This window comes from Streptomyces sp. NPDC033131 (genome assembly GCF_055578365.1).
Genome location: NZ_JBVIPA010000006.1, coordinates 266,173 through 287,729, shown reverse-complemented (window position 1 = coordinate 287,729; position 21,557 = coordinate 266,173). Strand labels below are relative to the sequence as shown.

The following is a 21,557-nucleotide window of genomic DNA, read 5'->3' as shown; positions in this document are numbered from 1 at the left end:
GGTGCGAGCACCGTCAGTCGCAGGTCCGTCGTGGGTCTGCCACAGGCCCAAGGAGACGGCTCATGCCCATGAACGAGAACGTCATCACGCTCCGCTTCACCGACCGCGCCGCCGCCTACCAGGCGCTGGGCGGCCTGAGGAACCTCGGTTCCGTCAACGCCGAGGTTCGCGGCGCCGCCCTGATCGACCGTTTTGAGGACGGCGCGGTGCGCGTCACCGACGGCATGGACGGGGGTGTGGGGTGGAATGCGGCGGCTGACGCCCGCAGCTGCCCGCGCTACGGATGGACTACGGCGGCCTTGGACACCGGAACGCTGATCGGGGAACGCCACGGCTATCGGCGGGCCACTGGGGCCGGCGGCGCGGCCGATGCCTTCACCGCACAGGCCCCGCCTGACGGCGCGGTCATCCTCGCCGAGGTCGGCGAAGCCGATACCGAGACCCTGAACCTGCTGGCGCTGTGGTACGCGGCCGTCCTGGAGCGCCGCCCGGCCGACCTCGCACGCAGGGCGGCGGGGGCCATGGAAGAGGCCGTCGGTGAGATCGGGAGGGGAGAAGCGAAGGACTGGCGCGACCGTGGACGCCCCGAAGCTGCGAGGAAGTCCGCGGACGGCGTTGCGGTGCTGAAGCAGAAGAGCGCCGCGTAGCCGGACGAGCGCCGCAGACCCGGGGCGGACACCCCCCCTGTCCCGGATGGTGAGGGTGGACCAGCCAGGTCCACCCTCACCGCTTTGACCTGCGGAGTCCCCCCACTCCGAAGGAGGGCACGAGGCCGGGGCGAAGGTGCGCCGTTCGGCATCGGACAGCACCGGACGGCATCGGACCGCGTCGGACCGCGTCGGACGGTCACGCGTTCGGGAGCCAGGGTGCGAGCGCGGCGTCGATCAGGCTGACCACCAGGTCTTTGTCGAGGTGTACGCCGAGCAGGAAGCGTTGGAAGAGCAGGGGGCCGACGATGTGGGCGATGAGATCCGTGGCGTGCTCCTGAACGCCGGGGCGCAGTTCACCGCGTTCGACGGCGGCGGCGAGCGCGCGGGCGAAGCCCTCGTCGGCCTGGCCGAAGATCTCCTCGCGGATGCGCCGTGCGTCCTCGTCCCGCTCTGCCCGCTGAATGATCGTGATGAGGACCGACACCGCGCCCGGTTGGTTGAGTCGATGGGTCATCTGTTCGAGCTGGGTGACGAGTTGGTCGCGGACGGGGCTGTCGTCGAAGGTGAGCAGAGGGTGGACGTCGTTGGTGAGTGCGTCGATGAGGAGGGTCTGCTGGTCGGGCCAGTGTCGGTAGACGGTGGCGCGGCCGATGCCGGCCCGTTTGGCGACGGTGGCGTGGGTGACGTTTTCGGGGCCGCCTTCGACGAGGAGTTCGGTGGCGGCGGCCAGGGCGGCGGCGCGGCTGCGTAGGGCGCGGGGGTCGTGGTGGGTTCGGGGCATCTGGGCACCTTTTCTCTCGCGGCAATCTGTGAGACGTATTGACCCACACTCTTCTTCGATACATACTGTCTCACAGATGGAGGTGGAAGTCCCGCCGAAGCCGGCACCGCGGCTGTCCACCGTCACCCACATGCCCGTTGCGGGTCTGTCGACCGAGGGAGAGAACATGTCTACGAACGAGAACGCCGTCGCCCTGCGTTTCGCCGATCGTGCCGCCGCCTACCAGGCGCTCAGTGACCTGAAGCACCTCAGCCCGGCCACGACGGAGGTCCGTGCCGCCGTACTGATCGAGCGCCTGGAGGACGGCACGGTGCGTTTCCCCGAGGGAATGGACACCGAGGAGGGAAAGGGCGCCGCGGTCGGCGGGCTGGTCGGCTCGATGGTCGGCATCCTCGGCGGCCCTCTCGGCATCCTGATGGGCTGGGGCGTCGGCGCGCTGATCGGTGGAGGCCGCGACTACAAGCGGGTCGAACAGGGCATCACTGCCGTCGGCGCCTTCGTCCAGCACGTCCCGCCAAGCGGCACGGCCATCCTGACCGAGGTCGTGGAGAGTGACACCCAGGCCCTGGACCTGCTGGCCCTGCGCTACGGCGCCGTCCTGGAGCGCCGTCCGGCCGACGATGTGCGAGCCGAACTGAAGGCCATGGAAGAAGCCGCCGAACGGGCCAGGAAGGACCGGGTGAAGCAGGAGGGGGAGCTCAAGCGCGCCGAGCGGAAGGTGAAGCACGGCGCCGCGACGCCGAATCAGGAGGTCACCGGCTAACCGGGACGGCCCATGGACGCGGGGCAACTCCCCTATTGCCCCGCCTGGTGAGGGCGGGCCTCCTTGGCCCGCCCTCGCCACCTTCCCCTGCCACTGCCCTCCGGAGGCACCGGTGCGACGGCGGCGTACCGTCCGCGTCCGCCGACCGAGGCCGCATGGGCGGGGCAACATGGTCTCGGCGGCCATCCCTGAACGCCTGCAGCCGGCTGACGGGGCCCCCGAGTTGGCCGCTGCTGTGCCGGAACGGCAGCCGCACCCCCGGCGTCGTTCGGGCCCGAGGACACTCCGCCGTCAGCTGCGGACCCGGCCCCGTTCGGCTGTGATGTGCCCGGCTGCCATGGGCGCGAGGGCCGCGTCGGCCACCATGCCGTCGTCCAGCCGTACATCGAGCACGAACCGCTGGAACAGGAGGGGGCCGGAGGTGGGCTGACCGGTTCCCGGGCTCGTTCCCGATGCCGGGGCGGAATCCGCCACGGTCGGCCGTGACGAGCAGGTTCGTGAGGTGCTCGTCGGTCTGACCGAACATCTTCTCGCGGATACGCCGCGACTACGGCGGGCGCGGGTCGGTGCTGGTCGGTGGCGCGGCGGGCAACTCCTTGACAGCAATCTATGAGACGAATTGACTCACATTCATTTCTGATACATACTGTCTCACATAGGCGCCAGTCGCCAGACCCAGGGAGCACCACATGACCATGAACGACAATGCCGTCGCCCTCCGCTTCGCCGACCGGGCCGCCGCCTACCAGGCCCTCAGTGACCTCAAACACCTCACCTCCCCGACCACCGAGGTCCGCGGGGCCGTCCTGGTCGAGCGCCTCGAGGACGGCACGGTGCGTTCTGGGCTGCCAGGCACGGTCCTGGCCGGCGTCGCGTCCGATCAGGTCCGGGCCGGGGCGGCCTCGCGGTCGGGCCGGGTCGGGCTGCGACGCCCGGTGCGGCAGCTGTGCCTGGCGATGCCATCCTCGCGCATGAGCCGCTCGACGCGCTTGCGGTTGGCCAGGCGGCCCTGTCGGCGCAGTTCGGCAAAGATACGCGGAATACCGCACGTTCCCTTCGACGCGACGTGGTCGGCTTCGCGTGCGTGACCTCCACTCACCGCGCTGACTGGCGGCGCAGGTCACACCAGGCCCGTCGGTCGGCCGCCGCGGTGACGCTTCAGTACCAGGCGTCCGGTGTCGAGAGGCAGGGGCCGGTGCTGGAGCGGATGGTGATCAGCGGTCTCAGCAGAACGTTCCGGGGAGGTGAGTCGGGGGATTTCAGCCGCTCCATCAACAGCTCGACGGCGATCCGGCTGATCTCGTCGACCGGTTCCTCGGCCGCCGTGAGCGACGGGACCACGGTATCCGTCAGGGCGGGACCGGCCGTCAGGCCGACGACCGAGAAGTCGCGCGGCACGACCCGCCCGGCGCGCGTCAGGCCGCGGTACAGACCACCCACGGATGCCTCGCTCAGGGTAGCCACCGCTGTGGTGGCCGGGTCGTCCCGCAGAATCTGTGCCAGGCACGCTTCGCCGGCGGCCGTGTCGTCGCCGCAGAAGTACGCGCGCCCGGTAAGCCCCAGCTCCTCGATGCCCTGGTTGAACCCCTCGAGTCCGCGGTGCGCCGATTCGTATCCGGACCGGAAGAACTGCTCCGACCGGTTGACGAACGAGATGGTGCTGTGACCGAGGTCGGCCAGGTGCCGCACGCAGTTGCGTCCGAGCGCCACGAAGTCCAGGTCCACCCACCAGGCGTCGTCGATGCCGGGCCGTCCGATCGTGACGAAGGGGCAACCCAGCTCGGTGAGGTGGTCGACCCGCGAGTCCTTCAGCTTGATCTCCATCAGGATGATGCCGTCCACCCGGCCTCCCGCCAGCAGCCGCTGGAACGGCGGGTCGTCCACCTCCCTGCCGGTGGTGAGCAGCACGTCGTAGTCGTATGTCTGGGCCGCCTCGGCCACCCGGCCGACGAAGTCCAGCTGCATCGCGGTGTAGTGGTGGTCGGCGGGCGGGAAGACCAGCCCGAGCGCGCGTGTCTGGTCGACGGTCGGCACAGGGGTCGTATTGGCGCCGGCGTCCTGCGTGTTCACAGGTCCGCCCACCATGAGTCGTCGGGCAGGGGCTGCTCGGTCCAGATGGTCTTGCCGGTGCCGGTGTGGCGGGTGCCCCAGCCCTGGCTGACCTGGGCGACCAGGAGGAGTCCGCGGCCTCCCTCGTCGAAGGTGCGGGCACGGCGCAGATGGGGAGAGGTACTGCTGCCGTCGGAGACCTCGCAGATCAGGGTGCGGTCGCGGATCAGCCGTAGCTGGATGGGGGGCCCGCCGTACCGGATGGCGTTGGTGACGAGTTCACTGACCACCAGCTCGGTGACGAACGAGGCCGTCTCCAGCCCCCAGGCGGCCAACTGGCGGGTGGCCTGCGCCCGGGCGTCCGCGACGACCTGGGGGTCGACGGGCAGGCCCCAGGTGGCGACCTGGTCGGCGTGGAGGGCGCGGGTGCGTGCGACCAGCAGGGCGACATCGTCGGAGGGGCTCTCGGGCAGCAGGGAGCCGATCAGACGGTCGCAGGTGTTCTCCAAGGAGGGGGAGACAGTGGCCAGGGAGTCGCGCAACCGGGCGAAGCCCGTGTCGAGATCCCGGCCCGGTGCGTGGATCAGCCCATCGGTGTGCAGCACGATCACACTGCTCTCGGGCAGCTCCAGTTCCGTGGCCTCGAAGGGCACGCTACCCACGCCCAGCGGGGGCCCCGGGCTCAGACCGATGGTGGCGACCGTGCCGTTGGGGTAGAGGACGCTTGGCGGGGGGTGGCCGGCGCTGGCGACGACGCAGTGACGGGACACCGGGTCGTAGACGGCGTACAGGCAGGTGGCGCCGAACTCGCCCGGCAGTCCGGCGGGGTCCAGCCCGTCGGCGCCGCTGAGATGGGTGACCAGGTCGTCGACGTGGGTGAGGAGCTCGTCGGGCGGCAGGTCGACATCGGCGAGGGTCCGCACGGCGGTACGCAGCCGCCCCATGGCCGCGGAGGCGTGGACACCGTGTCCGACCACATCGCCGACGACCAGAGCGACCCGGGTCCCGGACAGCGGGATCACATCGAACCAGTCGCCGCCCGCTCCGGTCCCGGAACTGGCCGGCAGATAGCGGAAGGCGGCCTCGACCGCGGCCTGCTGGGGCAGCTCCTGCGGAAGCAGGCTGCGTTGCAGGGTGAGGGCGGTGGCGCGCTCGCGGGTGTAGCGCCGCGCGTTGTCCATGCTGACGGCGGCCCGGCCGGCCAGTTCCTCGACGAGCAGCAGGTCGTCCTGCTGGAAGGCCCCCGGGATGGTCCAGCGCCAGAGTATGGCCACGCCGAGCACGATGCCGCGGGCTCGCAGCGGCACCGCCATGCCCGTGTGGATGCCGTCGGGATGGACGCCGACGCTTCTGATCTCGTCGCCCTCGATCCACCTGACGAAATCGGGGTCGTCCCATCCGCTCAGCAGGGGGCGTCCGGCGGCGAGGCAGCGGGCCGGGGGAGAGAACGGCGGGTAGGCGACGACCGCGCCCAGCTCGACGGCGAGCTGGGGGACGCCCTCGACGGCGCACCGGTACGCGGCCCTGCGCAGCAGCACGGGTTCACCTGTCTCCCGCACCTTCGGCTCCTCTCCCGCCAGGACCGAGCCGAAGAGGTCCACGGTGACGAAGTCGGCGAGCCGTGGCGCCAGCAGCTCGGCCAGCTCCCGGGCGGTGCGCCCCACATCCAGGGTGGTGCCGATCCGTGTGCCGGCCTCGTTCAGCAGGGCCAGCCGCTGGTGGGCCCCGTGCTGCGCACTGTTGTCGAACGCGGCGGTGCCGACTCCTCGGACCCGGCCGAAGGGATCCTTGACCGGCCACATCTCGATGCTCCAGGCACGGTCACCGACGTAGTCCTCGTAGTGCGCCGGTGACCCGGTCTCGGCGACCCGCCGCAGCTGCTTGTGCCAGGCCCCGTCGGCGCCGTCCGGAAGGACGTCCGCGTACGACCGTCCGCGCAGTTGCGCCGCCGCGGTGCCCACCATGTCGCCGACGAGGCTGTTGGCCTGTTGGCACCGCAGCTCCGTGTCGAACATGGCGAGGGCGACCGACGCCTGGGCGAAGGGCTGCTCCCACATCGCCCGGTCGGACTCACTCTCGGTCCCGTTCCCGGACGGGTGCGGGGAGACGGTCACGACGGACCACTCGTGGCCCTTGCCCTGGCCGTCCAGTGACGGACAGACGCGCATGCCGACATCGAGCCGGTGACCGTCCCGATGGCGTACGGCCACGGATCCGCTCCATGCCTCACCTGTGGCCAGGGCGTTCCAGGCCGCATGGGAGGCGTCCACGGCGAGCAGCTCGGCAGCCGCGCGGCCCACCACCTCCGGGGAGTGGCCGAGCAGGCGTTGGGCGTCATCGCTCCAGCGCAGCACCGTGCCCTGTGCGCCGACGACGAGGGTTGCCAGGTCGGCTGAAGACCATGGTGGGGCAGGGGGGCTCTCGCCTGCAGCGCTGCCACGCTGTGCCATGGTCGCTCACCCCGCAGCCGTCACTCACCTTGACGCTTACCATTCTTGTGCATAGCGGACATATCAATGAAACATTATTTGCGGCACCTGCGCTGTCGGGCCTCGGGTCGCCGCCTTGCGGGTCATGTCCGGTCGCGGGCTGCCGGGCGGGGCTCCGGCGTGGATGACAGGCCGCAGCCGGGCGCCGAGGGTTTCGGCCGACGCGGTCCCGCGTTCGGACTCGGCGCGGCGGCGCGATGCGCGCCCCGGGTCCTTATAGTTCACATATGGGATATACCACCCAAAGGGAAGTGCGCCCATGGCCCCTCCTCGCTCCGCCCCACCGACCGTACGGGCCCGGCCGCCGGGCCCTGTCCGGCCCAGCGACCGGGCCCGGGTCGCGCTCCGGCCGGCCGAGGCCGCCCGGATCACCGGAGGTTTCTGGCACGAGCGTCGACGTGTCAACGCGGAGGTGAGCATCCCCCAGGGGCCCGCCCTGCTGGAATCGGCCGGCAATCTGCACAATCTGAGGCTGGCCGCCGGGACCGCGGACGGCGAGTACCGGGGCGGGCTGCCCTTTCTGGACAGCGATGTGACCAAATGGCTGGAGGCGGCCTCCTGGCAGCTCGCGGACCCCGACACACCGGATCGGTCCACGCTGGCCGGGGCGGTGGACACGATGATCCGGCTGCTCGCCGAGGCCCAGCAGGACAACGGTTATCTGCAGACCTGGTACCAGGTGGCCCAGCCCGGTCTGCGCTTCGCCGAGCTGCTCCTGGGCCACGAGCTGTACTGCGCCGGCCATCTCATCCAGGCCGCCGTCGCCCATCACCGCAGCACCGGACAGGAGAACCTGCTCACCGTCGCCCGCCGGTTCGCCGACCACATCGACGACACCTTCGGCCCCGGCAAGCCGGTCGACGGCATCTGCGGGCATCCCGAGATCGAGACCGCCCTCGCGGAGCTCTACCGCGAGACCGGTGAGCGCCGCTACCTGAACCTCGCCGGATACTTCATCGACCGGCGTGGCCACGGCCTGCTGGACGAGGACGACCCCCGCGGCCTCGCCCCCGGCCCCGACTACTGCCAGGACCACGTCCCCGTGCGGGAATCCCGGACAGTGACCGGCCACGCCGTACGCCAGCTGTATCTGCTGGCCGGGGCCACCGATGTGGCGGCCGAGACCGGCGAGCCGGAACTGCGCGCGGCGGTGGAGCGGGTGTGGGAGGCGATGACCACCACCAAGACGTATCTCACCGGGGGTGTGGGAGCCCACCAAAGGTGGGAGGAGTTCGGCGACCCCTACGAACTGCCCAACGAGCGCGCGTACTGCGAGACCTGCGCGGCCATCGGCTCGATCCAGTGGAGCTGGCGGATGGCGCTGCTCACCGGTCGGGCTCGTTACTCGGACCTGATCGAGCGCACCCTCTACAACGGTTTCCTCGCCGGAGTCTCCCTGGACGGCCGAAGCTGGCTCTACGTCAACCCACTCCAGGTGCGTGACGGCCACGAGTACCAGGGCGGGGACCAGGGAGCCCGCCGAGCACCCTGGTTCACCTGCGCCTGCTGTCCGCCGAACGTCATGCGGCTGCTCGCCAGCCTGCCCCACTATGTGGCCAGCACCGATGCGGGCGGCCTGCAGCTGCACCAGTACGCCGACGGAGCGTACGGCGGGTCGGTCGCCGGCGGGCGCGTCGCGGTCCGAGTGGACAGCGAGTACCCCTGGCAGGGCCGGACCACGGTGACCGTCGACGAGGCTGGCCCCAGGGAGTGGACCCTCTCGCTGCGCGTGCCGCAGTGGTGCCGGGACTACACGGTCACGCCCACCCCCGAGGACACCGGGCGCGCCGACGGGGCCGGACAGCCGGAGCGGCAGGACGGCTGGCTGCGGATCCACCGTGCCTGGCGGCCCGGCGACACGGTCGTCCTGGAACTGGGCATACGGCCGCGGCTCACCGCAGCCCACAGCAGAGTCGACGCGGTCCGCGGCTGTGTGGCCCTCGAACGCGGACCGCTCGTCTACTGCCTGGAGCAAACCGATCAGCCGGGCACCCCGCCTCTCGACGACATCCTGCTCGACACCACCGCCGCGCCGACCGTCAGACACCGTCCCGACCTGCTGGGCGGCGTCACCACCCTGGTCGGCTCCGGCCTGCTGCGCCGGCCCAGGCCCGCGAGGGGCGACTGGTGGCCGTACCGCACGGTCCAGGGCAATGCGCGAGATGCCGACCGGACCCCGCGCGACATGGGGGACCGGGACGAGGAAGCCGTCCCCGTCGAACTGACCGCCATCCCCTACTACGCCTGGGCCAACCGCGAGCAGGGCAGCATGCGCGTCTGGCTTCCCAGCTGCTGAATCCCCGCCGCCGCGTCGTCTCCTTGGACGGAAGTCATGAGAAACAGAGCAACAACAGCGAGTGCGCTCCTGATGTCCGCGGCCCTGCTGGTCGCAGGGTGCGGCGTCTCGGGTCCGTCCGCCTCGGCATCGGACGACACCATCAGCCTGTGGACCCGTGACACCCAGAAGGAATTCATCAACCTGGTCGCGGACGCCTGGAACGACAGCCATGACACCAAGGTGAAGGTGACCGTCGTCCCGGCCGCCAACTTCGTCCAGAAGCTCGCCACCACGGCCGCGACCGACAACGCACCCGACGTCGCCTCCATCGACCTGGTGTATCTGCCGTACTTCGCCTCCACCGGAACCCTGGAGGACATCACAAAGCTGGCGGACGACCTGCCGTACAAGGACGACCTGAGCCCGTCCCACCGCGCACTCGCCACCTACAACGAACGCACCTACGCACTGCCCTTCAGCGGTGAGGCGTCGGTGCTCTTCTACAACAAGGACCTGTTCAAAGCCGCCGGCCTCGACCCGGAGCGGCCCCCGGAGAACTACGCGGAGATCATTTCCGCCGCCAACAAGATCAGCGACCTGGGTCCGGACATCCATGGATTCGCCATCGCCGGGCAGTGCGGCGGCTGCAACGTCTTCGAGTTCACCCCGCACGTCTGGGCGAGTGGCGGAGAGGTTCTCTCCGACGACGGCTCCGAGGCCCGGTTCGACTCCCAGGAAGTCACCGATGCCCTGACCTTCTACCGCCGACTGCAAACCGACGGCACGATGCCACAGCAGTCCCGGACGGACAACGGCACCCACCAGCCCGCCGCGTTCCAGAGCGGCACGGTGGGCATGGTGCCGCTCGGCGCCTTCTACGCGCAGGTCCTCAAGAACGACTCGGACCTCGACTTCGGTGTCGCCCCCCTGCCCGGCAAGGACGGCGGCTGGTCCTCCTTCGCGGGCGGTGACGAGATGGCCGTCATGAAGAACGGCGACAACAAGGAGGGGGCGCGGGAGTTCGTCACCTGGGCCACCGGTGAACAGGCCCAGAAGGTGCTCGCCGAGAACAACATCACCCCGGTGCGCACTGATCTGATCGACGAGATCTACGCCCCTCGTGACCCCCGCAACAAACTGTTCAGCCAGGCCCTGGACAAGGGCCGCACGCCGTACAGCACAGTCGAGCACGAACTGTTCAACGACAACAACGGACCCTGGGTCCAGATGATCAACAGGGCCGTCTTCGACGGCGACATCGCCGAGGCCCAGAAACAGGGACAGGAGGCAGCCCAGGAGATCATCGACGGGGCGGCGCGGGGTACGGACTCCCGGGGCCGGAACGGATGACCGCCCCCTTCGGGCTCAAGGGTGACGCCGCACCGAGACGGACGACGCCGGCCCGGGCCGGACGACACCGATGGGCGGGGGCCGCCCTGACGGCCCCCGCCCTGGTGCTGATCGCCGTCTTCTTCCACGTCCCCCTGGCGATGACGCTGTGGATGTCGCTGCACGACTGGCCGCTGCTGGGAGCGCGCCGCTTCATCGGGCTGGAGAACTACCGGAACGCTCTGGGCGACGCCGCGTTCCGCGATGCCGTGCTCTTCACCTTGGAGTACACGCTGATCACGACGCCGGTGCTGCTTGTGTCGGCGTTCGCACTCGCCCTGCTGGTCCGGCCCGGGCATCGCGGGGCCCGCGTCTTCCAGGGCGTGTACTTCATGCCGGTGGTGATCGGTCTCGCCTCGGGATCCTTTCTCTGGCTGTTCATGTTCCAGTCCGGCATCGGACCCACCAGCGACCTTGCCGACCGCCTCGGCCTCGCGAGCCGCGACACCGACTGGTTCGGCGAAACGACATCCGCGCTGCTCGTGGTCATCGCCATGGTGACCTGGAAGATCGTCGGTCTGCAGATGCTTCTGCTGCTGGCAGGACTGCGGGCGATCCCGGTCGAGTTGGAGGAGGCGGCCAGGGTCGACGGGGCGGACCGGTGGCAGACCCTCCGGCACATCACCCTGCCGCTGCTGAGCCCCACACTGGCCCTGGTCCTGGTCTTCTCCGTGGCCGGCTCGCTGCTCGCCTTCGACCAGTTCTTCATCATGACCGGCGGCGGACCCGCCAACTCGACGATCACGGCCGTGTACGAGATCTACCGCACGTCCTTCATCCAGTTCAGGCTCGGACTCGGCGCCGCCTTCTCCGCCCTGCTCATGATCGCTCTCGTGATGGTCAGCGCGATCCAGATGTATCTGCTCCGCTCGTCCGAAGCCGGATCCGAGACCTGAGACCTGAGACCAGACCTGAGACCAGAGACCAGACCTGAGACCTGAGCCAAGACGGCATGAGGAACGTGTGAGTCACCAGCACAGTCCGTCGGAGACGGAAAGACGGGCGCGTCCCAAGGCGGCCCCCGAGCGGCCGCCCACGACCTTCCGCGGGTCGCTGCCACGGGCCGCGTGGTGGACGGTCTGCACCAGCCTGGCCGTACTGTTTCTGTATCCGCTGTACGTCATGATCGCGCACAGTCTCAAGACGCCGAGCGAGGCAGCCACCGCACCCCCCACCCGCTACCCGCACGATCTGTCCCTGGAGCACTACCGAACACTGGCCGGTGACGGAGGGATCGACGTCCTGGCCAACGTCGGCAACAGCCTGGTGGTCTCCCTGGGCACCGCACTGGCGACGGTGGTCCTCAGCACCCTCGCGGGCTACGGCTTCGCACGGCTGCGCTTCCCCGGCAGCAACCTCCTGTTCTTCGCCGCACTCGTCACCTTCATGATCCCCTTCCAGGCGCTCATCACCCCGCTCTACCTGCTCCTCGACCATCTGGGTCTGTTGAACTCGCTCCTCGGACTGACCCTCGTCTACACCACTTTCCAGCTCCCTTTCGGGCTGTTCCTGATGCGCAATTCCTTCGCGGCGGTCCCCCGCAGCCTTGAGGAAGCCGCACGGATCGACGGCTGCGGAATCCTTCAGACACTGGTCCGGGTGATGCTGCCGGTCACCGCACCGGGAGTCGTCGCCACCGCCTTGCTCGCCTTCTTCAGCGCCTGGAACGAGTTCTTCGCCGCGCTGATTTTCATCACCGACCAGGAGAGATTCACCTTGCCGGTCAGCCTGAGCGTGCTCGCCAGTGGTGCGCTCGGGCGCGTCGACTGGGGAGTCCTCCAGGCCGGCACCACGGTGACGATCATCCCTTGCGTGATCGTCTATCTGCTTCTGCAGAAGTACTACGTCGGCGGTCTGCTCAGCACGCTGGAGAAGTGAGATCGCCCGCCCGCTGCTGGGGCCGCCGCGAGTGTCCCCAGAGGAGCTCACGAACACCCTGGCAGGGGCTCAAACGAACCGTCTGCTTGGCGCCTGTCGGGCCCGGCTGCAGGACGTCCCAGCGGTGTACTCGCCGCCGCTGTCGAAGACCGACCACTATCTGTCCGTCGACCAGGTCGCCGAGCCGCTCGGCACGACGGCCCGCTTTCCCCGGCGGCTGATCGCGGAGCGGCGCATTCGGCATCCTCACCCAAACGGTCGAACATGAATCTCTTCCGTGATGCGAGTGCCCGTTGCATGTGCCGGTTTGCCAGTGCTTGACTTCTCAAGCTCGGGCCACTGTGCGATAGGCACGAACAGCTAGCACCGGCGACAACTACCCGCGTACGGGCGGTTCACGTCGGAACGGAGAGAGTGTGAGCTGCTTACACGCGACCACGTGTCCCCTTTTCCCTTACCTCAGGTCGAGTCTGCAGGGCTGGCGCGATTACTACTGCGACAGTGAACACGAGTGGCACGACTGTGCGCGCTACCGGATGTCGCTCGCCGGTGAGCGAGTGCCGATTGCCCTGCTGCCCAACGGGAAAACGGCGCGTTACATCGACTTCACGGATACCGCGGGGTCTCCCTCTGATCCGTCCACCCCCACCACCTCCGTTACGCAGTCACCCGACCCCACCGGCCGGCCCGGCTCACGAGGGCCCGGCTCCCAAAGCGACTGGAGCCGGTTCGTCAAATGGATGAGAGGCTCCGCATGAGTACCTACTGGCCCTGGTGGGCGGGGGCCCTCGGGCTGGCCGTGCTGACCGTCGGTTACACCCTGGCCACCGATCGGTCCTTCGGCGTCTCGGGCGCGTGGGACCGCGTGCTGCACTGGCGCCGCGAACGCGAACTCGAGCGGACGGAGGAGGAGTTCGCCGACGAACGCGCTCTCACCGCCGCGCTCGTCAAGGCCAGCGCTGACCATTTCGGCACCCTCCCTGCCCAACCTGCTCCAGCGCATCAGTCGCATGTGGAACCGTCGTCGGGCTCGCCCGTCGAACGGTTGGAGGCTGAGGAGCCGGCGGTCACGCGTCAGCGCCCGGCCCCGTTGGTCACCCAGGCTGCCCTGCTGATATCGATTTTCCTCGGCGGGCTGATCGCCTCCCTCGCCTCCGGGCGGTTCCACCTCCGCCTCGACATGGGACCGGGTTTCCGGAACCTGGTCACGGCCAACCCGGTCGGCATGGTCGTCTTGCTGTTCACCGGAGGCGTGCTGGTCGGTTTCGGTACCCGACTGGCCGGTGGCTGCAGCTCCGGCCACGGGCTCAACGGCTGTGGTCGGCGCGACCCGGTCAGCATCGTGGCGACGGCGACGTTCTTCGGTACCGCCGTAGCCGTGTCGTTCCTCCTGTGGAAGGTGATCTGATGCGTACCCGGGGCGGAATCCTGCTGGCCAACATCCTCACCGGGCTGGCGCTCGGCTTCACCGTCAGCAGCATCGGCTTCGGTGACTACACAGAACTGAACAGGATGTTCACTTTCCAGGACTTGCGGATGCTCCTGTCGTTCGGTGGAGCAATCGTGATCATCGTGTGCGTGTTCGCTCTGCTGCGGGTCCATCGCACCCCGGGGCGCATACACGCCGGAGTGATCCCCGGCGCAGTACTGTTCGGCACGGGCTGGGCGATCTCCGGTGGCTGCCCGGCGATCCCGATCATCCAGGTAGCCGGCGGTTACCTGCCCGCTCTGGTCACGATTGTCGGCATCGTCGTCGGCATCCGGCTGTGCCGCTGGGCCAGGAGCCGGTACATTCACATCGGCAGCGGCTCGTGCGAACTGTGAGACCCGGCCGGAGCCGCCGCCCGGACATGACCGATCTGGGCAGCTCCGGGCGGCACGTCCGCACGGTGGTCATGGTCATGTCCCGTCGGGTGGTGTAGCGACTCGGGATGGCGAACTCCGGATGGCCAGCACGAGGCCGACGACCGGGATCAAGGGGGAATCGGCAGATCTATTCCACCCTCACGAAGGAAACCCCAGGTGAGGTGGCCGTGCCGACCTATCTGCGAGGTCACCCCATGACCCGCACCCTGAGCCAGCTCGTGGCCACCACCGACGTCCACTCCACTCTCCACAACTGGCCCGCCTGGGAGCCGAGATCGAGGAGATCTCCCCCACCGAGTGCCGACTGACCGGACCTCAGCGACTGACCGGCGCGGGCGTGGAGGCCACCGACATCCGCACCGGCTCCGCCCTCATGGTCGCCGGCCTCACCGCCCAAGGCGTCACCACCGTCGGCGGCCGCCGTGACGGCCGGGGTTGATCGCGTCGGCGAAGAGGTGGGTGCCTGGCAGTCCGAGGGCGAGTGCCATCAAGGGCGGTTCGAAGTCGGCGTCCAGTCCGCCGGGGCTGAGGGAGGCGATGGCCCGCAGCGCTCGATTCGTCGGTCGCGCGTCATCGGCGTGGACGGCGAGAGCATCGGTCTCCGCCCTGGCGGGGATGCCCAGGTGGCGAAGAGCAGTTACGAGCGGGGTTACGTCCTTGCCCTGCACGCCACCGACACGGGCCGTACCTCCGGTCGCGGCGATCGCGCACGCCAGCGTGCCCGCCTCGACCTTGTCGCCGGGGACTTGCCAGATCACGGCGCCCGCCTGGCCGACGGGCGGCGGTGAGAGGACGAGGAGGTGTGCACTGGCCCGGGTCTCCCAGCCCATCGAGCGGAGGGCGTCGAGCACGGACAGGACTTCCGGCGAGAGATTGGGCTCGCCCAGCCGTAAGGGGCGGCCGGTCGTCACGGCACGCAGCACAGCGGCCACCGTCGCTCCGCGGGAGCGGAACGGCAGGACCAGGGACACTGTGCCGGTGCGCGGTGTGCCGGCCTCGACGCGGTAGCCGGAGTCGCCCTGCGCGCTCCGGTCGCCGAACGCCTCGTACACCTTGAAGTGCAGGTCCATCCCGCGGGCGCCGATCCGGCAGCCTCCCGGCCAGGGCAGTCGGGCCTCGCCGTGCCGGGCGAGCAGGGCGGGCACGAGGTAGTACGAGGCGCGGATGCGGGCGGCCTGCGACAGGTCGGGGTGCGTGGTCCGGTTCTCCGTCGGCAGGATCACCGCGGTGGTCTGCTCGCCGACGGGCTGAGCGATGTGCCACCCCGCCTGCTGCAACAGGGTCAGCATGATCTGGACGTCGGTGTTCGCCGGGATGTTGCCGAGTCGCACCGGTCGGCTGAGGGCTGCCGCGACGGCCAGGAGAGGCAGGGCGGCGTTTTTGGAACCGTCCACGGTGACGGTGCCCGTCAGCGGAGGGCCAGGGCGTACGGCGATCACCTCGGCGGCCCGTGTCGGGGGTGTGGCGGTGGTGGTCACGGTCAACTCCTTTGCAAAGGAAGGGAGAAGGCGGCCTTCGGATCTGGGGCGGCGGTCAGGGCGATCTCGGCCCAGCACCGTTTGCCGGTGGGGGTTGGTTCGGCGGCGTGCCGGTCGGTGAGGGCGGCGACGAGGAACAGTCCGCGGCCGTTCTCGCTGTGCTGGTCCGGGAGGCTCGGCTGGGGGAGCACGGGGCTGGAGTCGTAGACCTCGATGCGGAGGACTGCCTCGCTGAGGTGCACCTCAAGGCGGACCTGGCCAGTGGCGGCGTATCGCACCGTGTTGGTGACCAGTTCGCTGATCACCAGCTCCGCCGTGTGCACCACCTCGTCGTCCAAGTCCGCATCCCAGCGCTGTATCTCGTCCACGGCCTGGTGACGTGCGGACGCGACTGCGATGGGTGTGGCGGGTACGGACAGGGTGAGCTGGTGCGCTGCCATGAGCGGCCTCCCGAGGTTGGTGCGGCCACTTCACGCAACCAGCTCGTCGCGGTGGGTGGTTAGCCCAGGTGCTGGCGGTGCATCGGTTATGCAGGAGCTGCATCACGGCGAAGTACGGCTGATCTACGCTCGGTTGAGCGGGCAGGATCGGCGACGGCGGAAGGGGCCGTGGCAGATGGCCGAAGCACACAGCGAAGCCAGGCGGATCGGTGAAGTGATCCGTCAGGCACGGGTTTTACAGCGGCGCTCGCAAAAAGACGTCGCCGCTGCGCTCGGCTATCACCAGTCCAAGGTGAGCCGCCTGGAAGGCGGCCGAGGCACGGAGGACCTCCGCGTCCTGCGTGCTGTCCTGCAGGAACTCCAGATCCCGCCGCAGCAGTTGGGTCTCGCTGTTCCTTCCGATGCCTCCGCCACCGATTCCGAAGCTGACGACATGCACCGCCGTACCTTCCTCGCCGCGAGCATCGCCGCCCTTGCGACTCCGGCCACCTCTGCCGCCGCTCACGACGACCTCGTCCGGGCTCTGCTGCCCGGCCCGAGTCCGGGGAGCACTGGAGGAGCCCTGGATACGGCGGCTCTTCGTGAACGGGTCGGCACGGTCCGGAGACTCTTCTACACCTGCGACTACGCCCAGTTGGAACGCATGCTGCCCGGCCTGATCGCCGACCTCAGGGTGGCTTCCGGCGGCACGACCGACATCGACGATCTGTCCGCGCTGCTGGCCACGGCGTACCAGACCTCGACCAGCCTCCTGCTGAAACAGCATGACCAGGGCAACGCCTGGCTCGCGGTGGGCCGTGCGATGGCCGAGGCCGAACGCTCCGGCGACCCGGTGGTTCTGGCCTCCAGCGTCCGCGTTCAGGCCCATGTCCTGGCCCGCGAGAAGCACACCGCACAGGCCGTCACCCTCGTCCGGCGCACGGCCGGCCAACTCACCGGCGCCTACGACCGCCGCTCCCCGAAACACCTTGGCGCGGTAGGGCTGTTGCTGCTGCGCGGCGTGACGGCGGCCAGCGCCGGAGGTGACCGCGCGGCTACCGAGGAATTCCTTGGCGAGGCCAAGGAGGTGGCCCGGTACGTGTCCCTCGACCGGCCCGACGCCTGGGCCAACTTCAGCCCCACCAACGTCGCCCTCCACGAACTGAGCGCCCTGGTGGCCTTCGGCGACGCCGGCCTCGCACTCCAGGCGGCTCGCCCCCTCATGCGCCGGCATATCCCCGTCCCCGAGCGCCGGGCCGCCCTGTGGGTGGAGACGGCCCGCGCCTACAGCCAGCAGGGTCGCCTCGCCGACGGCTACCAAGCCCTGCGCATCGCCGAGACCTGCGCCGCCCAGGACGTTCGCCGACCCGCCGTACGCGACCTGGTCGCCGACATGGCCGCCCGAGACCGCCGCCGTACGCTGCCGGAACTGCACCACTTCAGCCGCCGACTGGGAGTCCCCGCGTGAGTGAGCCGAACGCCCCGGAGAAGAAGCCCTTCCTGTACGTCGTCGTCTGCGCCTGTGGCATCGCAGGGGACGTGGGCAAACTGATCACCGCAGCGCAGGAGCGGCACTGGGACGTCGGCGTCGTCGCCACCCCGCAAGGGCTGGGCTTCCTCGACAACGAGACGATCGAAGCCCAGACCGGCTATCCGATCCGCTCCGCATGGCGCACACCGGGCGAGGCCCGACCACTGCCGCCCGCCGACGCCATCGCGGTCGTGCCGGCGACCTTCAATACGGTCAACAAGTGGGCGGCAGGGATCTCCGACACGCTCGCCCTGGGCATCCTGTGCGAGGCATACGGCATGGGCATCCCCACCGCCGTCCTGCCGTACCTCAATGCGGCCCAGGCTGCCCATCCCGCCTACCGCCGCAGTCTGGACGCGCTGCGGGAGATGGGTGTGCTGATCGGCTCGTACGAGCCTCACCGGCCGAAGGCCGGGGGCGGGGCAGACCGCTTCCGCTGGGAGGAAGCGCTGGAGCTGCTCGCTCCTCAGCTGTCGGCACCGGCCTGATCAGCGCCGCCGTGTCGGGTGCGGCGGAGATTGGGCGGGAGAGGCAGGTGGTTGCGTGGAGTTGCGCACCCGCGCTGCTTCGGCTCGTGGGCTGGGAGCGTGGCGCTCACCGAGGCGGCGGACGCGCCAGGTCAGTGCGCGCGCGGGGCTGCGGGCGTCGTCCAAGGGGCGCTGGCGGAGCGCCTGATCGAGGACGGTGGCCGTGTGGTGCCCGGCTGCCTCGGCTTCTGCGAGCACGGCGGCGAGTGCGTCCCAGGCAGGGTCGTTGAGGATGCGCTCGGCATGTTCCGGCGCAGCCTCCTGAAGGTGGTGGGCGAATCGGCGCTTGGTCTGGAGGCTGGGGGAGCGGCGGGCGAGTTCTGCCAGGACCGGCTCGGCAACTTGTACGTACGCGACCTGGAGGTGGAGGAGGGCCTGCTGGGCGGCTGCCTCCTGCTGTGCGTGTTGACGGGTGCGGTGCCAGTGCATCGCGAACGCCACAGCGGTGAGCAGGGAGTCCAGGAACATCGCGAATCCAGCTCCGTCGCCGTCCTGGGGACAGTCGCGCCAGATCGCCTGGACACTGCGGTGCAGAGCGCGCGTGCTGCCGAGGTCGGCGACGATACGGGAGCGGGTGGCGCGCTCGAAGACGGCCGACGCTTGTTCGAGTTCGGCCTTGAGCATGGCCGGTCCGGTGGCTGGCAGGAGGTCCAGAGCGGCGCCGAGCGCGACCAGCTGTCCTTGAGCCGTGGGGTCGTCGCCTTGGGTGAGGTGGTGCGGGATCCGTTCGGCGGCGGCCGTGGCCTGGTGCCACGGATCGCCCGGCCGAGCAGTGACCGGTTCCGGGCTGGTGGTGGAGATGCGTTGGCGGATCTTGGGCAGGGAGAGGTCGGGGGCGAGGGTGGAGCCCGCATGGAACACGGGTTCGCCTTCGTCGTTGGTGTCACCCGGCAGGGCGAAGTTGCAGCCGAGCGCGTCGCCGGACGGGCCGAGCTTGAGGCGCACAGTCACGCCGGCGGCCTCCAGCAGGGCGAAGAACTCGGCCTCGTCCGCTGCTGCTGCGATGGCACGGCGGACCCGTAGGCGCAGGATGTCGCGGGAGGTGGCGTCGCGGCCCAGGCGCTTGGCCTTGAAGTGCTCCTTGCTGGTGGGGCGCTTGGCGGCGGTGCCGTCGCCGGGCTTTAGCCGCCTCAGCCCGTAGTCGATCTCGATCTTGCGGGCTTCACGCTGGACGGCTCGCTGGTCGTAGTCGCGCTGGGGGCGACGGCCGTCCTGCCGTACGAGCGTGGCGGCGATGTGGATGTGGTCGTCGGCGTGGCGGACGGCCACCCAGCGGCAGGCTTCCGTATCGCCTTCGGGTGCGATGCCGGCGGCGGCGACGATCCGGCGGGCGACGTCGGCCCACTGATCGTCGGTGAGTATCGGGTCTTCGGGTGCCGCACGGACGGGGCAGTGCCACACCGTGTGCTTGGGCGCCTTGTCGCCCAGCATCTGCACGGGCTGGTCGAGCTGTGTGACGAGCTGGTCTTCCACATCCTTCGGGTCGCGGTGAGGGCTGCGGCCGGGGTCGGGGGCGAAGTCGTTCCAGGAAGCCACCAGGTGGGGGTCGACGTGCTCGTTGGCCCGGCCCTTGCCGAACAGGTAGCCGATCGTGCGGCGCGTAGCGTGTGGGCCCTTGCCGAGGATGATCTTCGGGATCAAGGGCTCACCGGCCCTCTGTGATCTGGGAGACCGCGGTGTCCACCTCGGCGATGGATGCCTCGACGCGGTCCAGGAGTCGTTGGACGGTGTCGGGGTGGGGCCAGGCGCCGTCCTTGTGGAGGTGCCATGTGAGCTGGTTGAGGTTGTTGCCGATGCCGCCGAGCTGCCGGTTGGCGGCCAACAGCGCCTTGACCATGGCGCGGTAGTCGGCGACGGCTGCGGTGGGGTCGTCGGCACGGGCGGCGGCGAGCGCGCATTCGGCGACGTAGCCGCCGGCCTGCATGCGGCTCAGGGCGGCGGCCTTCTGCACGAGGTCGAACTCGTCGTCGTTGTAACGGGGATGGACGCGGCGCTCGCGCAGCTGCTTGTCACGCAGACGGCGACGCGGCGCAGACTGCTGCGGCACGCTCGACGACAGCTCGCTGGTCCCAGTCCCGGTCGGCTCCCCCGGGCCGAGTGACCCCGGCGCCCCTGCGCCGGGCGCCTCCGCCACCCCAGGGGCGGAGGCCGGGTAAGGACTCCTTACCCGACAACTTGCTGCGCGGTCGTCTGGAGCGATGGGCGTCTGCTGCCGGTTGGGGTGGTCATGGTGGCGGTCGGGCATATGTGGTTCTCCGGTGTGTGGTCGGTAGGGAGCTGAGCCGTCGAGGCACCGAGCGAAGGCAGATGTGGCCAGTGGCCAGGGCAGTTCGACTGGGTCTGGGGAGCTGCGGGAGACACTGCCAGGGGGTAGGGCCGTGGTTGCGAGGAGAGCGACGGGACCGGTCCCCAAAGCGTGCGGTGCACGGTCCCCAGATGCTTGGGGACCGGGATGCGAGGCTCGTCGGGACGGGGTCCCCTGACACCTCGTCACGGGGACCCTCCCCGTTTCACTGCACGGTCCCGGTCCCCGAGAGGACCGAAGGGGGCGAATGCGGGGACGGTCCCCGTTGCTGCGGACGCTCCGGGACCGGTATGAAAGCCCGTCTGAGCTGCGGTTTCAGAGGGGACCGGTCCCCGACAATCGTCGGCACGGTCCCCGGGACCCGTTCCCCTGAAGTGCTCCTCGGGACCGTGTACGACTGGTTCGGGACCGACGGTTGCAGCCCACCCAGCTGTAGCGAGGAGGGAAGCCGGACGGCGTCACACAGCTCGGTGTCGGTCCCTCCGGGCAGTGGCCAGGTCGACGCGCGACGGGTGGGGAGTCGCACGTACGGCATCGCCCCGGGCGGCTCCGTCAGGACTTGCCCTGCGTTGACGGCGCTGGGAGCCCACGGGTGCATGGCACCAGTCGCACCGGACACCGAGCGCATCCGGGACTCCCTCGGCGACGGCGGACTCGCGCGCTGAGCGGGTCGGACGATAGCGGGCCAGCTCGGCACGTACGGCCGGCGGAATGCACGACCCGATCTCGCGCAGGCGCTCCTCGACATCGCGAGGCCGGTCACCGCTGGTGATCCGCCGATACGTCGAAGGGGCGGCCATGCCGACTGCGACAGCGTTCCGAGACCGGAGCAGCTCAGCACGCCAAGCGGCCGGATCGTCCGGATCGGCGCCGGGAGTGGGGTCGGTGTGCCGGTCAAGGCGGTCGCGGCGGTGGGCACGCCATCTGCGGGCGACGTCCACGGGCAGGATCGGGTACGGCGAGTCGAGGACGTGGGCCCGTATCGCCTCGCGGACGTCCCAGCCCTGGTCGGTGGCGAAGGGCACGTCGTCGAGCAGCTCCTGCCACTGGGCGATCTGGTCACGGGCGTCGCCCGTGCCGGTGCGGGTGGTGCGGGGGTCGAGACGTCCGGTGTAGGCGAGGACAGCGGCGACTTCGCGTCGGTCCAAAGGCGG

Annotated in this window: 19 protein-coding genes and 3 pseudogenes; 12 read left to right on the top strand and 10 right to left on the bottom strand. The window is 69.8% G+C overall.

Annotation, left to right across the window (positions count from 1 at the left end):
• Positions 1-62: 62 nt before the first annotated feature.
• On the top strand, positions 63-647 hold the full coding sequence (locus ACZ5XS_RS11725) for a hypothetical protein (RefSeq protein ID WP_468650147.1): 585 nt from the start codon (positions 63-65) through the stop codon (positions 645-647).
• Positions 648-846: 199 nt separating this feature from the next.
• On the opposite strand, the gene ACZ5XS_RS11720 is transcribed toward ACZ5XS_RS11725, so the two are convergent.
• Positions 847-1,431 (bottom strand): TetR/AcrR family transcriptional regulator, encoded by a 585-nt coding sequence (locus tag ACZ5XS_RS11720; protein ID WP_468650145.1) that lies wholly within the window; start codon positions 1,429-1,431, stop codon positions 847-849.
• 166 nt (positions 1,432-1,597) lie between these two features.
• Between ACZ5XS_RS11720 and ACZ5XS_RS11715 the strand changes: the two genes are divergently transcribed.
• Positions 1,598-2,194, top strand: a complete 597-nt coding sequence (locus ACZ5XS_RS11715) for a hypothetical protein (RefSeq protein ID WP_468650144.1) — start codon at positions 1,598-1,600, stop codon at positions 2,192-2,194.
• A 291-nt stretch (positions 2,195-2,485) separates the two neighbouring features.
• Here the strand turns inward: ACZ5XS_RS11715 and ACZ5XS_RS11710 are convergent, their stop codons facing one another.
• The 4 genes from ACZ5XS_RS11710 to ACZ5XS_RS11695 all read right to left on the bottom strand — a co-directional run bounded on the left by ACZ5XS_RS11710 (position 2,486) and on the right by ACZ5XS_RS11695 (position 6,693).
• Positions 2,486-2,668 (bottom strand): hypothetical protein, encoded by a 183-nt coding sequence (locus tag ACZ5XS_RS11710; RefSeq protein WP_468650142.1) that lies wholly within the window; start codon positions 2,666-2,668, stop codon positions 2,486-2,488.
• Between the two features lie 406 nt (positions 2,669-3,074).
• Positions 3,075-3,293, bottom strand: a complete 219-nt coding sequence (locus ACZ5XS_RS11705; protein ID WP_468650140.1) for an IS3 family transposase — start codon at positions 3,291-3,293, stop codon at positions 3,075-3,077.
• A 59-nt stretch (positions 3,294-3,352) separates the two neighbouring features.
• Complete coding sequence (locus tag ACZ5XS_RS11700; RefSeq protein ID WP_468650138.1) at positions 3,353-4,264, bottom strand: LacI family DNA-binding transcriptional regulator; 912 nt, start codon at positions 4,262-4,264, stop codon at positions 3,353-3,355.
• Positions 4,261-6,693, bottom strand: coding sequence for an ATP-binding SpoIIE family protein phosphatase (locus ACZ5XS_RS11695; protein ID WP_468650136.1), 2,433 nt, complete (start codon positions 6,691-6,693; stop codon positions 4,261-4,263). Before ACZ5XS_RS11695 ends, ACZ5XS_RS11700 begins: the two co-directional genes overlap by 4 nt.
• Positions 6,694-6,991: 298 nt before the next feature.
• On the opposite strand from ACZ5XS_RS11695, the gene ACZ5XS_RS11690 reads away from it, so the two are divergent.
• The 8 genes and pseudogenes from ACZ5XS_RS11690 to ACZ5XS_RS11655 all read left to right on the top strand — a co-directional run.
• Positions 6,992-9,028 carry a glycoside hydrolase family 127 protein gene (locus ACZ5XS_RS11690; protein WP_468650134.1) on the top strand — a complete coding sequence of 679 codons (2,037 nt, stop codon included), beginning with the start codon at positions 6,992-6,994 and terminating at the stop codon, positions 9,026-9,028.
• A gap of 36 nt (positions 9,029-9,064) precedes the next feature.
• The gene (locus tag ACZ5XS_RS11685) at positions 9,065-10,360 is read left to right on the top strand and encodes an ABC transporter substrate-binding protein (protein WP_468650132.1); all 1,296 of its coding nucleotides are present in this window, start codon (positions 9,065-9,067) and stop codon (positions 10,358-10,360) included.
• Entirely contained in the window at positions 10,357-11,295 is a 939-nt protein-coding gene (locus ACZ5XS_RS11680; RefSeq protein ID WP_468650130.1) for a carbohydrate ABC transporter permease, read from the top strand. The genes ACZ5XS_RS11685 and ACZ5XS_RS11680 overlap by 4 nt, the downstream gene beginning before the upstream one ends.
• A 226-nt stretch (positions 11,296-11,521) precedes the next feature.
• Positions 11,522-12,277 (top strand): carbohydrate ABC transporter permease, encoded by a 756-nt coding sequence (locus tag ACZ5XS_RS11675; RefSeq protein ID WP_468650128.1) that lies wholly within the window; start codon positions 11,522-11,524, stop codon positions 12,275-12,277.
• Positions 12,278-12,416: 139 nt separating this feature from the next.
• Positions 12,417-12,515 (top strand): annotated as a pseudogene (locus tag ACZ5XS_RS11670) (DNA-binding protein); the annotation flags it as partial.
• A 516-nt stretch (positions 12,516-13,031) separates the two neighbouring features.
• Positions 13,032-13,685, top strand: a complete 654-nt coding sequence (locus tag ACZ5XS_RS11665) for a YeeE/YedE family protein (protein WP_468650126.1) — start codon at positions 13,032-13,034, stop codon at positions 13,683-13,685.
• Positions 13,685-14,101, top strand: coding sequence for a YeeE/YedE thiosulfate transporter family protein (locus tag ACZ5XS_RS11660; RefSeq protein ID WP_468650124.1), 417 nt, complete (start codon positions 13,685-13,687; stop codon positions 14,099-14,101). Before ACZ5XS_RS11665 ends, ACZ5XS_RS11660 begins: the two co-directional genes overlap by 1 nt.
• Positions 14,102-14,390: 289 nt before the next feature.
• Positions 14,391-14,561: pseudogene (locus ACZ5XS_RS11655) on the top strand (UDP-N-acetylglucosamine 1-carboxyvinyltransferase); the annotation flags it as partial.
• A 1-nt stretch (position 14,562) separates the two neighbouring features.
• On the opposite strand, the pseudogene ACZ5XS_RS11650 reads toward ACZ5XS_RS11655, so the two are convergent.
• Together ACZ5XS_RS11650 and ACZ5XS_RS11645 are read right to left on the bottom strand one after the other, a co-directional pair.
• Positions 14,563-15,582 (bottom strand): annotated as a pseudogene (locus ACZ5XS_RS11650) (UDP-N-acetylglucosamine 1-carboxyvinyltransferase); the annotation flags it as partial.
• A gap of 41 nt (positions 15,583-15,623) precedes the next feature.
• Positions 15,624-16,061, bottom strand: coding sequence for an ATP-binding protein (locus ACZ5XS_RS11645; RefSeq protein ID WP_468650122.1), 438 nt, complete (start codon positions 16,059-16,061; stop codon positions 15,624-15,626).
• A 175-nt stretch (positions 16,062-16,236) separates the two neighbouring features.
• On the opposite strand from ACZ5XS_RS11645, the gene ACZ5XS_RS11640 reads away from it, so the two are divergent.
• Together ACZ5XS_RS11640 and ACZ5XS_RS11635 are read left to right on the top strand one after the other, a co-directional pair.
• Entirely contained in the window at positions 16,237-17,508 is a 1,272-nt protein-coding gene (locus tag ACZ5XS_RS11640; RefSeq protein ID WP_468650198.1) for a helix-turn-helix domain-containing protein, read from the top strand.
• Positions 17,505-18,059, top strand: coding sequence for a flavoprotein (locus ACZ5XS_RS11635; protein WP_468650120.1), 555 nt, complete (start codon positions 17,505-17,507; stop codon positions 18,057-18,059). Before ACZ5XS_RS11640 ends, ACZ5XS_RS11635 begins: the two co-directional genes overlap by 4 nt.
• Here ACZ5XS_RS11635 and ACZ5XS_RS11630 read toward each other — a convergent pair whose 3' ends face one another.
• From ACZ5XS_RS11630 to ACZ5XS_RS11620, 3 genes are all read right to left on the bottom strand, one after another.
• Positions 18,060-19,739, bottom strand: a complete 1,680-nt coding sequence (locus ACZ5XS_RS11630; RefSeq protein ID WP_468650118.1) for a relaxase/mobilization nuclease domain-containing protein — start codon at positions 19,737-19,739, stop codon at positions 18,060-18,062.
• 4 nt (positions 19,740-19,743) lie between these two features.
• Positions 19,744-20,145 (bottom strand): plasmid mobilization protein, encoded by a 402-nt coding sequence (locus tag ACZ5XS_RS11625; protein WP_468650117.1) that lies wholly within the window; start codon positions 20,143-20,145, stop codon positions 19,744-19,746.
• A 716-nt stretch (positions 20,146-20,861) separates the two neighbouring features.
• Positions 20,862-21,551 carry a zinc finger domain-containing protein gene (locus ACZ5XS_RS11620; RefSeq protein WP_468650115.1) on the bottom strand — a complete coding sequence of 230 codons (690 nt, stop codon included), beginning with the start codon at positions 21,549-21,551 and terminating at the stop codon, positions 20,862-20,864.
• Positions 21,552-21,557: the final 6 nt, after the last annotated feature.

Bases quoted from the DNA above. Each gene is read 5' to 3' on its own strand.
- ACZ5XS_RS11725 (WP_468650147.1), top strand. From the start codon at position 63: ATGCCCATGAACGAGAACGTCATCACGCTCCGCTTCACCGACCGCGCC.
- ACZ5XS_RS11720 (WP_468650145.1), bottom strand. From the start codon at position 1,431: ATGCCCCGAACCCACCACGACCCCCGCGCCCTACGCAGCCGCGCCGCC.
- ACZ5XS_RS11715 (WP_468650144.1), top strand. From the start codon at position 1,598: ATGTCTACGAACGAGAACGCCGTCGCCCTGCGTTTCGCCGATCGTGCC.
- ACZ5XS_RS11695 (WP_468650136.1), bottom strand. From the start codon at position 6,693: ATGGCACAGCGTGGCAGCGCTGCAGGCGAGAGCCCCCCTGCCCCACCA.
- ACZ5XS_RS11690 (WP_468650134.1), top strand. From the start codon at position 6,992: ATGGCCCCTCCTCGCTCCGCCCCACCGACCGTACGGGCCCGGCCGCCG.
- ACZ5XS_RS11685 (WP_468650132.1), top strand. From the start codon at position 9,065: ATGAGAAACAGAGCAACAACAGCGAGTGCGCTCCTGATGTCCGCGGCC.
- ACZ5XS_RS11680 (WP_468650130.1), top strand. From the start codon at position 10,357: ATGACCGCCCCCTTCGGGCTCAAGGGTGACGCCGCACCGAGACGGACG.
- ACZ5XS_RS11675 (WP_468650128.1), top strand. From the start codon at position 11,522: ATGATCGCGCACAGTCTCAAGACGCCGAGCGAGGCAGCCACCGCACCC.
- ACZ5XS_RS11665 (WP_468650126.1), top strand. From the start codon at position 13,032: ATGAGTACCTACTGGCCCTGGTGGGCGGGGGCCCTCGGGCTGGCCGTG.
- ACZ5XS_RS11660 (WP_468650124.1), top strand. From the start codon at position 13,685: ATGCGTACCCGGGGCGGAATCCTGCTGGCCAACATCCTCACCGGGCTG.
- ACZ5XS_RS11645 (WP_468650122.1), bottom strand. From the start codon at position 16,061: ATGGCAGCGCACCAGCTCACCCTGTCCGTACCCGCCACACCCATCGCA.
- ACZ5XS_RS11640 (WP_468650198.1), top strand. From the start codon at position 16,237: ATGGCCGAAGCACACAGCGAAGCCAGGCGGATCGGTGAAGTGATCCGT.